Raw genomic sequence first — 12,910 nt, 5'->3', positions numbered from 1 at the left:
GCGTAGTCCGCCCGCGCAGTGCCGCGAGTAGCCTCGAAGCATGAGCACTCCATTGGATCGCTTCCGAGAACTCCTATCCATCCCTACCGTGTCGTACGCCGACGAGTCGCGGATGGATGCGTCGGTGTTCGACGAGTTCCACAGCGCCCTGGAGCGCCTGTACCCGAAGACCCATGAGCGCCTCGAGCGCGACGTGATCGCCCGCCACTCACTGCTGTACCGGTGGCCGGGCGCCTCATCCGAAGATCCGCTCGTGCTCATGGCCCACATGGATGTCGTGCCCGTGGTCGAGGCGGAGTGGCAGCATCCGCCGTTCGGCGCCGAGATCGTGGGTGAGGGCGAGGATGCCGAACTCCACGCCCGCGGCGCGATCGACGACAAAGGATCGCTTGTCGCGATCTTCGAAGCCGTCGAGACCCTCGTCGCCGAAGGCTTCACGCCGGCACGCGACATCTACCTGTCGTTCGGTCACAACGAAGAGACGGCGGGAGACGGGGCGCGGGGAATCGTCGCGCACCTGGAGGAGCGCGGCATCCATCCGGGACTCGTGCTCGATGAGGGCGGCGCCGTCGTCGAGGGCATCATCCCCGGCGTCGACGTGCCCACCGCGATGATCGGTGTCGCAGAACGCGGCGTGATGACGCTCGTTATGACCGTCCGTGAGCAGGGCGGCCACGCATCCACGCCGCCCGCGATGCCCGCCACCGCCCGGCTGGCGCGGGCTATCGACCGGCTGCGGCGCAAGCCGTTTCCGACCAGGCTCGCGCCTCCCGTGCGGGCCATGCTCGCCACGCTCTCGCCCCACGCTCCCGAACCGCTTCGGACCCTGTTCCGACGCGGTGAGATTACGGGCCCGCTGCTTGCCGGCGCCTTCACCCTCGGCGGACCCGAGACCAACGCGATGGTGCGCACCACCGCTGTCGTCACCGAACTCAGCGGCGCACCCGGCGAAAACGTCCTGGCAACGACGGCGAAGGCCTCGGTCAACATCCGCCTGCTCACCGGCGACACCATCGACAGCGCGACGGCGCACGTTCGTCGGGCGGTGGCCGACGAGAAGGTCGAGCTCGAGATCCGTCACGCATCCAACCCGTCACCGGTCTCGCCCTGGCGAGGAGAGCCGTGGCGACGGATCGCCGGCGCGGTCGTCTCGACACTTGGCGGCGACATCGTCCCGACGCCCTACGTGCAGCTGGGAGCCAGCGACAGCCGCTGGTTCACGGCGATCAGCGACCACGTGTACCGGTTCACGCCGTTTCACCTGACCCGCTCCGAGCGTGATGCGTTGCACTCGCACAACGAGCGGATCCGGGTGGAGGTGTGGCTCCGCGGGATCGGGTTCTACCGCGCTCTCATCGAAGCGTCGTAGCCCCGTTCAGCTAGGCCAGCGCTTGCGCCAGGTCTGCGATGAGATCTGCCTCGTCCTCGAGCCCGATCGAGAGGCGGATCGTCCGCGGCGAGATGCCGGCCTCGCGCAGCTGGTCACCGGTGAGGTGAAGATGGGTCATGGATGCCGGGTGGTTCACCATGCTGCGGGCATCCCCGATATTCGCCACGAGCCGGATGACGCGCAGAGCGTCGATGACCTGCTCGACGCGGCGGTCATCGGCATCCACGTCGCCGGTGCTGGCGAGATCGAACGAGAACACCGATGACGCTCCGCGCGGCAAGTAGTGCTGTGCCGTCGCGTGCCACGGGCTCGACGCGAGGCCCGGATGCCACACCTTCTCGACGGCAGGATGCTGCTCGAGGAACCGGGCGACAGCGAGCGCGCTCGCGGAATGACGCTGCATCCGCAGGTCGAGAGTCTCGAGCCCTTGCAGGAGCTGGAACGACGACCACGCGGGCAGGGTAGTTCCGAAATCGTGCACGAACCGGGTCTTGATGTAGACGACAAGGGCAAGGCCCTGCTCGCCGAAACGGTCCCACAGCACGAGGTCGCCGAACCGGGGATACGGCGTCGTGAACTGGGGCCACCGCTCGGGATCGGCACCGAAATCGAACGATCCGATATCGACCACCACGCCACCGAGGGCAACGCCGTGCCCGCCGATGTACTTCGTGGCGGAATGGATGACGATGTCGGCTCCGTGCTCACCGGGACGCACGAGGTACGGAGAGGCGACAGTGTTGTCGACGACGAGCGGCACGCCCGCGGCGTGGGCGACATCGGCGATGGCACGGATGTCGAGCACGGTCGCCAGGGGATTGGTGATCGTCTCGGCGAAGAAGGCCCGCGTGCTCGGGCGCACCGCATCGCGCCACGCGTCAGTGTCGTCCTGATCGACGTAGGTGACCTCGATCCCGAGGCTCCCGAGCGAGTCCGAGAGCAGATCGACCGTGCCGCCATAGAGCTGGCGGGCAGCTACCACGTGGTCGCCGGCTGAGGCCAGCGCGAGGATCGCCGCGGCCGCAGCCGCCTGGCCGGACGACACCGCGACAGCGGCCCGCCCACCCTCAAGGGCAGCGATGCGCTGCTCGAACACCGCCTGGGTGGGGTTCGCGTTGCGGCTGTAGACGTTCCCGAGACTGCGAAGCGCAAAGACGTCGCGCGCCTGCGCCAGGGAGGGGAACTCGTACCCGTTGGACTGGTAGATCGGCACGACCGCCGTGTTCTGCGCGGTACCCGGCACATAGCCGGCCTGAACCTGGGCGGTCGCGAAGGACGCGGTGGGGTCAGGCGCAGGAGTGCTCACATTCTCATGGTGGCACGCGTAGCCGCTGGCCCCTTCGCTGTGTGTCGCTGTGTGACGGACCGGCGGGCTGCCAGCGATCAGGAGCCGGAGAGGGCCTTCGTCAACCGCTGCAGCGACACCGGCTCGGCGGTTCCGAGGCTCTGCGCGAACAGGCTTACGCGGTACTCCTCGAGCAGCCAGCGTCCGTGCACGAGGTTCGGTGACGCGTCTGCGGCCAGGGGAATCGTGCCGCCGGAGTCCCGATAGATCGCCGCGGCGCGCTCGTACTCCGTCAGGCGCTGTCGATCCCGACCGGGGTTGTCGGCGAGGCTGCCGGTGCGTGTGACCAGGGCCGCGAGATATCGCGGATAGTGCGCGAGACGCTCCAGCCCGACTGCCGACACGAAGCCGGGATAGATCAGCCCCGACAGCTGTCCGCGAACGTCGGTGAGCGCTGCCAGCAGCGTCATGGCGTTGAGGTTTCGCAGGCCCCGCTCGACGTCGCGCGCCGCGGTCAGGATGCGGGCAGTCAGCGAAACTGCCGAGAACAGCGCGTCAGTCACGTCGGCCGAGAACGCATCCCGCGCTGCCTCGAACTGGGCGCGGGTGCGGATCGGGTCGGGAAAGCGCGCGAGGACCGCGTCTGCCACGGCGACCCGGCAGTCCTCGACAAGGGAGCGCGCCGACGAGTACGGGGATGCCGCGAGCGCGAGCTTCTCTGCGGCGGTGAGGTGGTCGAGCACGTACGCGGCGGGGGAGGGGACCGCCAGCAGCAGCAGGCGACGAAGACCCGCATGGGTGGCTCGCGCGGCGGCCTCCGGAGTGGCGTCGATCCGCAGCGCGACGCTCTCTCCCTCGTCGACGAGGGCCGGATAGCCGCGCACCACGCCGCCGGCAACGCGCGTGTCGACGACGGACGGAAGCTCGGAGATCGTCCAGTCGGTGAGCCCCGAGACTTCCGTGAACTGCGCTCTATCGGCATCCGGCTTCGCTCCTGAGGGCCGCGGCGCGCGCTGGGCGGGCGCGGGAGGCCGCTTCGGGGCGGAGAGCGAGGATGCCACGGCGCCGCGCGCGGCCCCGGCCAACTCCTGCTGCAGGCGGGTGAGGTCGCGCCCGGAGCCGAGCGTGCGTCCTCGGTGGTCGACAACCCGGAACGAGATCCCGAGGTGGGCGGGGACGCGCTCGAGGTCGAAATCGTCTGCCGTGACGGGTTGGTGGGCCACGCGCTGGATGCGTGCTGCGAGGGCTGCCCGAAGGGTGGTCGGCGGGAGTCCGCCGTGATCCTCCGGGCCTTCGCCGGCAAGATCTGCCGAGAACCGAGCCGCCCAGTCGGCAGCGGGCACGACGTGACGCCGGATGGTCTTGGGCAGTGCCCGGATGAGGGCGGCGATCAGCTCGTCGCGCAGTCCCGGTACCTGCCAGTCGAATCCGGTATCGCGCAGCCCCGCGAGCAGCGCCACCGGTACCACAGCATTGACTCCATCGTCGGGTGCACCCGGCTCGAAGCGGTAGCTGAGCGAAAGTACCTGATCGCCCTGTGTCCACCGGGAGGGGTACTCGTCGCTGCGCGCCGCAGCCGCGCCCTCGGCGAGGTCGGACTCGCCCATGTCGAGCAGGCGCGGTGTGCGGTTCGAGGTCTCACGCCACCAGGACTCGAACGAGCGGACGTCGAAGACCTCGCGCGGGATCCGCGCGTCGTAGAACGCGAACACCGCCTCATCACCGGCCAGGATGTCGCGGCGACGCTCCCGCTCCTCGAGCTTCTCCAGGCGCCGCCGCATGTCCGCGTTACGCCGGTCGAAGGCAGTGAGGCGCTTGTCGAGGTTCGCGGCATCCCATTCGCCCTGCACGAGCGCGTGGCGGATGAAGAGCTCGCGTGCGAGCGGCCGATCGAAGCGGGCCAACTGCACGCGGCGCTTCGGGATGATCTCTACCCCGAACAGGGTCACCTTCTCGTACGCGGATGCCGCACCCGCCGATCGAGACCAGTGCGGCTCGCCCAGCTGACGGTGGGCGAGCTCGCCGGCGAGCTCCTCGGCCCAGGCTGGGTCGACCGCTGCGACCGTTCGGGCGAACAGGCGCGAGGTTTCGACGAGTTCTGCCGCCATGACGGCATCCGGGCTCTTCTTGCGAAGCCCCGAGCCCGGGAAGATTGCGAAGCGCGCGCCGCGGGCTCCCCGGTATTCGGCGGTGGGGCGCCGTGGCTTCCCGGAAGCTGCACCCTTGGCTGCGGACGTCGTCGTGCGGTCATCGCGGATGCCGATCTGCGAGAGCAGCCCCGACAAGATCGCGCGATGGACGGCATCGGGGTCGGCGTCGACCCTCGTCTTCGCGCGCCGTGCACCCATGAGGTCCGCGAGTTGTCGGTGCACATCGACCCATTCGCGCACGCGCACGTAGTTGAGGAACTCGGCCCGGCACATCCGCCGAAACGCGCTCGAGCCGAGCTCTACCTGCATCTCTTGTAGGTAGTTCCACAGACCCAGCAGCGAGAGGAAGTCGCTCGTCGGGTCGGTGAACCGCGCATGCAGGCGATCGGCCTGCTCGCGCTGCTCCTCGGGACGCTCGCGGACATCCTGAATAGACAGGCCGGCCACGATCGCCAGGACACTCGGCAGCACATCCCGCTCGCGCGCTTCGACGAGCATCCGCGCCAACCGCGGATCGATCGGGAGCCGGGCAAGCTCCCGGCCGACCTTCGTGAGTCTGCCTCCCGAGACCGCGCGGAGTTCGACGAGGAGGTCCATCGCAGCCTTCACGCCGCGTGAATCCGGGGGAGTGAGGAACGGGAAGGCTGCGACATCCCCCATTCCGAGGGCCATCATCTGCAGCAGCACGGCGGCCAGATTGGTGCGGAGGACCTCGGGTTCGGTGAACTCGGGGCGCCCGGCGAAATCCTCCTCGGCGTAGAGCCGGATGGCGATACCCGGCGCCGTGCGCCCCGCACGGCCCGAACGCTGCTGCGCGGACGCCTGCGAGATCGCCTCGATCGGGAGTCGCTGGATCTTCGACCGGGCGGAGTAGCGCGAGATGCGCGCGGTCCCGGTGTCGATCACGTACCGGATGCCGGGCACGGTCAAGCTCGTTTCGGCGACGTTCGTGGCAAGGATGACGCGGCGGCGCACGCCGGCGCGGGTCGACGGTTCGAAGACCCGGTGCTGCTCGGCGGCACTGAGGCGACCGTACAGCGGGAGCACCTCGGTGGGAGCGGCATCGTTCGCGTACATGCCGCGGACGGCATCCATCGCGTCGCGGATCTCGGATTCGCCGGGAAGGAACACGAGAACATCGCCCCGCTCCTCGCGATCCAGTTCGCGCAGCGCGGCGACCAGGCCGTCGATGTCGTCGTCGGCGTTCTCGTCGTGGGGGCGGTAGCGAATCTCGACCGGGTAGGTGCGCCCCGAGACCTCCACAATCGGGGCGGCTGCTTCGGGATCTTCCGGCCTCGGTGAGAAGTGCCGCGCGAAGCTCTCGGGATCGATCGTCGCCGAGGTCACGACGACCTTCAGGTCGGGACGCTTCGGCAGAATCCGGCGGAGGTACCCGAGCAGGAAGTCGATGTTCAGTGACCGCTCGTGAGCCTCGTCGATGATGATCGTGTCATAGCGGCGCAGCAGCCGGTCACGGTGGATCTCGTTGAGCAGGATGCCGTCTGTCATCAGGGTGATGCGCGTGTCCTCGCTCACGGCATCCGTGAACCGTACGCGATAGCCCACCGCGCCGCCGAGGGGCACCTGCAGTTCGCTCGCGATTCGCTCGGCGATCGAACGCGCGGCGATCCGCCGAGGTTGCGTATGGGCGATACGACCGCGACCGAGCTCTAAGCAGATCTTCGGAAGCTGGGTCGTCTTGCCCGAGCCTGTCGCCCCCGCGACGATCACGACTTGATGGTCTTCGATGGCGCGCGCGATCTCGTCCCGGGCGGCACTGACGGGCAGTTCCGGCGGGTAGACGATGACGGGTTCTGGCGCGGGCATAGCCTTCGATCGTAACCGCTACGGTCGTCGATCACGCCGGCCGCGGCGCAGTGATCGCAGCGAGAGCGTCGCCCGTACCCGATCGCGCCAGGACCCCGCTTCGCCCAGTCGCTCGCGCTCGCGGTCGACCAGCTGCCAGAACGCGGTGGCTTCCTCGTCTTGCGGCGACTCGTCGGCGAAACTGGCGTGGTCGGCGATCATCGCGAGTGCGCGAGCATCATCGGCCCCGCCGACGGCCTCGACGATCTCGGTGCGCGTGCGGGTGGCGGGCAGCGGCCCACCACTGTCGATCGTCGCGTCGACCCACTCATCCCAGCCCCCGAGGATGCGCTCGGCAGGCAGAGCCGCCCGGCGGCGTCGACGGCGGCGCCACGCCTTGACGGCAACGATCACCGCGAGCGGCCCGAGCAGGATGGCCAGAACGAGCAGGATGCTGCCCGCGATCTGCACCCCCAGCACCAGGCTCGACAGGTCGGCCTCGCTCTCCGGATCGTCGGAGGTGCGAGGGTCAGCGTCCGCCGGGTCGGCCTCGGGCGGCTTGACGACCTCGGCGCGCTCGCTCTCGACGTCGGTGGCGTTCTCCGGGTCACGCCGTTCGTCGACGACGGCATCCATCGGGATCTCATGCTGGGGAGTGACATCGACCGGAATCCAAGTGCCGGAGACGTCTTGGACCTCGAGCCATGCCGTGATGTTGCGCCCTCGGCACGTTCCGTCCTCGCACGGCGGGACACCCGCCGCCGAACCGTCTTCTGCCTGCAGGCGCGCGCCGACCACGATCCGGGAGGGGAAACCGAGCTGGTCGGCGATCATCGCCGCCGCCACGGCGAACTGCTCGTCATCACCGACAGCCGCCACAAGTTCGGCATCCGTCGCATCGGGAAGCTGGGTCTGGCGGTTCACGAGTGCGGTGAAGAGGGCGTCGATGCGGTCGGTGGAGTGTCCGGCGCGACTGGGCGCGAAGGTGTAGTCGCCGAGGTCGGCGACCCATCCGGTGCCGGGAGGCGGTGTCTCGAGGGCGTGGCTGAGATATCCGCGCTGTCGCAGCCGATCGACGAGGTCTGCCAGGCCCGCACCCGCACTCCCCGCCTCCTGCAGGCGGATCCATTGCGTGAGGCTCTCAGGGACGATGGTCTCATCCAGGGTCGGCGCCGAGCGAGGCGGTGTCGCCTCCGACAGCTCCATCGATGCGGGAGCCGCGGCGCGGAGCGTGTAGCTGGTTCCCGCACCGTAGACGGGGCTGATGTCGATGCCCGAGCCTGCCGCAGCGTCGTAGAAGAAGCCGTCGGCCAGCGCCGCGCGGTCGGGGCCGTCGAAGGCGATAGCGGCCACCGTTCCCACTGTCGGTACCCAGAGACCGGAATACTCGCCGATGACGACGTCTGCCCGCACTCCGTCGCCGCCGACGAGGCGTGCCGAGGGGAGTCGCGTGTAAGCCGTGGCGGGGTCGTTGATCCCGGCAGCTGGGTCGGTGACCCGAGCCAGCTGCCCGTCGTAGAAGGCCAGGGTGGCAAGTCGCACTCGGTCGACGCCTGCTGTCGTGATCTCGAAGAGGACCTCGTCAGCGGTGTCGGCGGCGAACATCGCGCGATACGTCGACAGGGGGCTAGCCTCCTGGGCGAGACGGATGATCGGTTCGCTCGCCGAGCGGGGAACCGTTCGGGGGTGCAGTGCCGTGAGGACCGGGGTGATGCTGACAGCCGCGACGACCGCGATGAGGAGCATGCTCGTGCCGATCGCAGCCCGGCCCATCGCCGCGCGGCGGGCCGGACGCTGACGGATGCCGCCCGCTTCGCGTAGGGCGAGGCGCCGCACCATCACCGCGCGCCACAGCATCCAGAGCAGCACTGTGCTGCACGAGGCGATGCCGATCAGCGCCTCACGGAGGCCGGGGATCGGGACTGCCGCGAGAATGCCGGCCGTCGCGGTCGTTGCGCCGAACACGATCGCGAACGTTGCCGGCGTCAGCGCGATCGGTGCCGCGAGCCCCCACCACCGGGACCTTCTCGCCCCGATGGCCAGCGCCGCACCCGGTGCCAGAAGCAGCACCAGGAACGCGGGCGCCAGCGTCGCCTGGTACGTGCCCAGCGGCAGCTCGAGAGTGAGCAGGTTGTTCGGCCCCGTTACCGGCGCACTGAGCACTCCGATCAGAGCAGCGGGAATCTGGCTGGGGTCGGTGAGGACCGCGGGAACCGCCAAGGGCACGCCTGCCACGACGAAGACCGTTGCAAAGGCGATAGCCGTCCGCCACCACACCCACGAGCGCGCAAGCGCGATCGAGCCGATGCCGATCGAGAGTGCTATCGCTGCGGCTGCCATCACAAGGAACCAGGGGTCCTCGTAGATCGGCCACATGCCGATCGCGCCGACGGCGGCCGCGACGACCATGAAGGCTGCGGTCCCGACGACCATTGCCGGTCTCACGACTGTGCTCCGCGCAGCAGGATCTGGCGCAAGTCATCCAGAACGCCGACGGAGATGACCGTCGCTTCGCCCAGTCGCCGCAGCCGTGGCTCGCCCTCGAGGTCGCAGACCACCGCCGCAACCCCGACATGGGACGGGAACGCCAGAGCGGACCGCTGCAGGCCGGCTGCCGTCATGGTCGAGCCGCACACCAGGAAGGCGAGCGAGACGTCGCTGTGCGCCTCGACGGCCAGCGCCGCGACCTCGGACAGCGGGTTGACTGCATCGTGGCTTGTCACGCCGGCGAGGGCGTCCATCACGATGCGTTCGGTCATCGTCGGAAGCTCCCGGATCGCGCGCACTCGACTGCGCGCGAACTCGGGAAGTTCTTCGCCGACGACGACCTGAACATCCCGCCCGTCGCGCACGCCGCGGACCCCGAGCGAGGCTGCAACGCTGACGGCGAGTTCGAACTCCTCCTCGTCCCGGTAGCTGTCTCGATCCGTGTCGATGGCGATGACCATCCGAGACCGGCGGGTCTGCTCATACTGGCGCACCATCAGGGTGCCGGTCTTGGCCGTCGACTTCCAGTGGACATGGCGCTGCGCGTCGCCGGGAACGTACTCGCGAATCGCGTGGAAGGAGATGTCCGAATCGACCAGGACGGAGGAAGGCCGACCGTCGAGGTCACGGATGAAGCCCGCAGACGTTGGCGGAATGGCGGTGGTCCGCGGGTGGATGTAGAGCGTGCGCGTCTGCGACCACGTCGCCTCCCTGCGCAGCAGACCCAGGGGGTCGCCGCGCACCGAGCTGATCGGTCCGATCGAGACGACGCCACGGCGCGGCGCGGGGATCTCGACAGCCTCGACGTGGGAGGTGCCGGCACGCAAGAGGGGGACCGCGATGTCGATGATTCCCGTCCCGACCGGAATATCGATGGTTCCTGGCAGAACGACCGGTGACGTTTCGTTTCGTACCGTGATCTGCGCGTGGGCGCTGGAGCCTGCGACGACGCGGTCGTGAGCGAGAGTGAAATCGACGGTGTACGGCCGCGCGCGCAGGAGGAACGGGAGCGCGAGCAGCAGCAGAACCCCCGCGAGGGTGCCGGCAGCGATCAGTTCGGCGATCCCCAAGCTGACGCCGATACCGAGTGCCACAGTCGCGACGATCAGTGCGAGCCAGCCTCCCGGTCGCACGACGCCCCGGAGCCACCGCCACGCGCTGACAACGTGCGCAGTGAGGCGGTGCCACACTCCGACTCCGCGCATGGCGATGACGGTGGTCCCGTGGGTCTGCGTCATCCGCGTTCGGCTGCTCGCCTGTGTCGCGGTCACCTCCCTGGTGAGCGGTGAGGGAGTGGGCGTCATGGCGCCTCGCGCTGCGTCGGCGGAGCGACATCCAGCAGGACCTGGCCGATCACCGCACGGGCGGTGACGCCGTCGAACTCTGCCTCCGGGTCCAGCACGAGTCGGTGTGCGAGCACCGCCTCGGCGAGAGCCTTCACGTCGTCAGGTGTCACGAACCCGCGGCCGTGTGCGATTGCCCAGGTCTTCGCCGCACGTGTGAGGGCGATGGCGCCGCGGACGCTCACGCCCAGGCGTACCTCGACAGCCGCGCGCGTGGCGTCGACGACCCGCGCGATGTAGTCGAGCACGACCGGGCTGACATAAACGTCGCGGGCCAGCGCCGACATCCCGCGGATGCCATCCAGAGACACGACCGGGGAGAGTTCGACACGCTCGGTCGCGGTGCCCTCCAGGATGCGCAGCGTCGCGGCGTGGTCGGGGTACCCCAGGGTCGCCTTGATGAGGAACCGGTCGAGCTGGGCCTCCGGGAGCCGGTAGGTTCCGGCCTGTTCGATGGGGTTCTGGGTCGCGACCACGAGGAAGGGCTGGCCGACCGGCCTGGTCACACCGTCGATCGTGACATGGCCCTCTTCCATCACCTCGAGCAGTGCAGACTGGGTCTTCGGGCTTGCCCGGTTGATCTCGTCGGCCAGCACGATGTTCGCGAAGACCGGCCCGCGGTGGAACTCGAACTCGCCGCGCTTCTGGTCGTAGACGGTGATGCCTGTCACGTCGCCCGGGAGCAGATCCGGGGTGAACTGGATGCGGGAGCTGACCCCGTCGACACTCTGCCCCATGGCTCGGGCCAGCGAGGTCTTTCCGGTGCCCGGATAGTCCTCGAGAAGCAAATGCCCTTGCGAGATCATCGCCGTGAAGGCGAGCTCGATGACGTGGCGCTTGCCGAGAACCACACGCTCGACGTTCTCGACCAGGACGCGGAACGTGTCGTGGAACCTGGTCACCTGGTCGGCTGTGACGGTCATGGAGTCCTCTCGGGGGTAGGGCACACCAGGCCCGTGTGGGTGTAAGCGTCGAGGCCACTCAGGCGACCAGAGAACGAGACAGTGATCTCCCACGCCGTCTCGGTGCCGTCTGCCGACGGCGTTCCGCTGGTTGTGATGCTGTAGTCGGCTGGTGCGGCATCCACCATCGTCGCCGACGGCTGGCCGCCTGTGTCGCAGGTGGCGGGAAAGACGACCTGTGTCGTGTACGCGGCACCGGTCGGCGTGATCGTCGTCGCCTCGTCGGAGCACGCATCGCCGACGCACCACCAGGCTTGGACCGTTCCGGGGTCGGTGCCGGTGCGGAAGAGGCTCGCGAAGTCCGTCGTTCGGGGCGGGCCGTAGCGCGCCTCGTAGCGGGGATGATCGAGCGAGGGCCCACTCACTCGCGTCCAGGTGGCGGTCTGTCCCGACACCGTGGGCGCGGGGTCGACAGTGTAGGTCGTGGTTCCCGACGGGGCGGGGATCGGTTCGGTCGGTTGCGCGGTGACCGGCCCCGCCGTGGCACGGCCGAACGATGTCGATCCGATCCGGTACTCGGCGCACGCGCGGGCGGTGGTGTCCTCCCAGACGGTGCCGGAGATGACCTCGTTGACCTCGCCGCTGGTCACGTTTCCGACGAATTCCACGGTGCAGGTGCTTCCGGTGGTGATCCCGACCCACAGCTCGGTGTCGACCCCGTTCGCTGCGACTGTCGCCACCGCGCGCACCTCTCCGCTGCCGTCGTCACTTGGCTCGAGGCGAAGCTGCAGCCGGGGGCGCCGATCCCGTACGCAACGACAGATGTGGTGGTCCCTTCGGTCGTGCCCGACGCGATCGGGGGGTAGTCGAAGCGAGAAAGCGGCGTCACGCTCAGTGTCGTCTGCCGGTTGGCTCCCACGGCAAACTCCGGGAAGACGACCTCGCCCCCGTCCGAGGGAACCGGGAGAGTCTCTGAGTCTCCCGTAACGGGGCTCGTGACCCGAACCGATCCGGTGGTCGGGTCGAACCCGCCTATCGTCACGGCGGCGACGGCGCCGCTGCCGTCGGCGGTCGGGACGGGGTGGGCGGACGCCGACCGTGGTGCGCTGGGCGCGAGATACGGCCAGGCGGTCACGGGGCTGGTGGCGGCCCGGGACTCACCCACGCTGTTGACCGCCCAGGCCTGGTAACGGATCTTCTTCCCGGCCTCGGCAGTGATCGCTGGGCAGAGTCCGTTGGCGCCGCACGTGATGTCTTGACCGCCCCCGCTCACCCGGAAGGACTCCACAGCGGGGTAGGAGCCGAGAGCGCCTGTTACGCGCAGGGTGACGGATGTCGCATCGAACGCTGTCCACTCGATCGTCGTGGGACCGGCGGGAAGACCACGAAGATCGAGCACCACTGTACCGGTGCGCTCGCCGTTGGATAAGCGCCCCTGGGCATCGGCGAGAACGAACGCGCCCGTGCAATCCGACGCGCCAGCCGCGTCGGCGGTCCATGTGGCCCGCACCGTAGATGCCGAAGCTACCGCGAAGGTGACGTCTGAG

8 protein-coding genes are annotated in these 12,910 nt (G+C 69.0%); 2 read left to right on the top strand and 6 right to left on the bottom strand.

Features of this window, described 5'->3' with window-relative positions; all coding sequences use genetic code 11:
• Nucleotides 1-40: 40 nt before the first annotated feature.
• Nucleotides 41-1,369, top strand: coding sequence for a M20/M25/M40 family metallo-hydrolase (locus tag MICSW_RS10810; RefSeq protein ID WP_292729946.1), 1,329 nt, complete (start codon nt 41-43; stop codon nt 1,367-1,369).
• 10 nt (nt 1,370-1,379) lie between these two features.
• On the opposite strand, the gene MICSW_RS10805 is transcribed toward MICSW_RS10810, so the two are convergent.
• The 6 genes from MICSW_RS10805 to MICSW_RS10780 form a co-directional block, all read right to left on the bottom strand.
• Nucleotides 1,380-2,696 (bottom strand): O-acetylhomoserine aminocarboxypropyltransferase/cysteine synthase family protein, encoded by a 1,317-nt coding sequence (locus tag MICSW_RS10805; RefSeq protein ID WP_464495784.1) that lies wholly within the window; start codon nt 2,694-2,696, stop codon nt 1,380-1,382.
• A gap of 77 nt (nt 2,697-2,773) precedes the next feature.
• Complete coding sequence (gene hrpA, locus MICSW_RS10800; RefSeq protein WP_464495783.1) at nt 2,774-6,652, bottom strand: ATP-dependent RNA helicase HrpA; 3,879 nt, start codon at nt 6,650-6,652, stop codon at nt 2,774-2,776.
• A gap of 18 nt (nt 6,653-6,670) precedes the next feature.
• On the bottom strand, nt 6,671-9,076 hold the full coding sequence (locus MICSW_RS10795; RefSeq protein ID WP_464495780.1) for a transglutaminase domain-containing protein: 2,406 nt from the start codon (nt 9,074-9,076) through the stop codon (nt 6,671-6,673).
• The gene (locus MICSW_RS10790; protein WP_464495778.1) at nt 9,073-10,356 is read right to left on the bottom strand and encodes a DUF58 domain-containing protein; all 1,284 of its coding nucleotides are present in this window, start codon (nt 10,354-10,356) and stop codon (nt 9,073-9,075) included. Before MICSW_RS10790 ends, MICSW_RS10795 begins: the two co-directional genes overlap by 4 nt.
• A gap of 62 nt (nt 10,357-10,418) precedes the next feature.
• Nucleotides 10,419-11,384: an AAA family ATPase gene (locus MICSW_RS10785; protein WP_228176965.1), complete on the bottom strand. Its 966-nt coding sequence runs from the start codon at nt 11,382-11,384 to the stop codon at nt 10,419-10,421.
• Complete coding sequence (locus MICSW_RS10780; protein ID WP_464495773.1) at nt 11,381-12,103, bottom strand: hypothetical protein; 723 nt, start codon at nt 12,101-12,103, stop codon at nt 11,381-11,383. The genes MICSW_RS10785 and MICSW_RS10780 overlap by 4 nt, the downstream gene beginning before the upstream one ends.
• 255 nt (nt 12,104-12,358) lie before the next feature.
• On the opposite strand from MICSW_RS10780, the gene MICSW_RS10775 reads away from it, so the two are divergent.
• On the top strand, nt 12,359-12,553 hold the full coding sequence (locus tag MICSW_RS10775) for a hypothetical protein (RefSeq protein ID WP_464495771.1): 195 nt from the start codon (nt 12,359-12,361) through the stop codon (nt 12,551-12,553).
• Nucleotides 12,554-12,910: the final 357 nt, after the last annotated feature.

Source organism: Microbacterium sp. SW12, from assembly GCF_055391095.1.
Note: the sequence above shows the minus strand (reverse complement) of the source record. Positions and strands in the feature narration are given on the sequence as shown.

Bases quoted from the DNA above. Each gene is read 5' to 3' on its own strand.
- MICSW_RS10810 (WP_292729946.1), top strand. From the start codon at position 41: ATGAGCACTCCATTGGATCGCTTCCGAGAACTCCTATCCATCCCTACC.
- hrpA (WP_464495783.1), bottom strand. From the start codon at position 6,652: ATGCCCGCGCCAGAACCCGTCATCGTCTACCCGCCGGAACTGCCCGTC.
- MICSW_RS10790 (WP_464495778.1), bottom strand. From the start codon at position 10,356: ATGACGCAGACCCACGGGACCACCGTCATCGCCATGCGCGGAGTCGGA.
- MICSW_RS10785 (WP_228176965.1), bottom strand. From the start codon at position 11,384: ATGACCGTCACAGCCGACCAGGTGACCAGGTTCCACGACACGTTCCGC.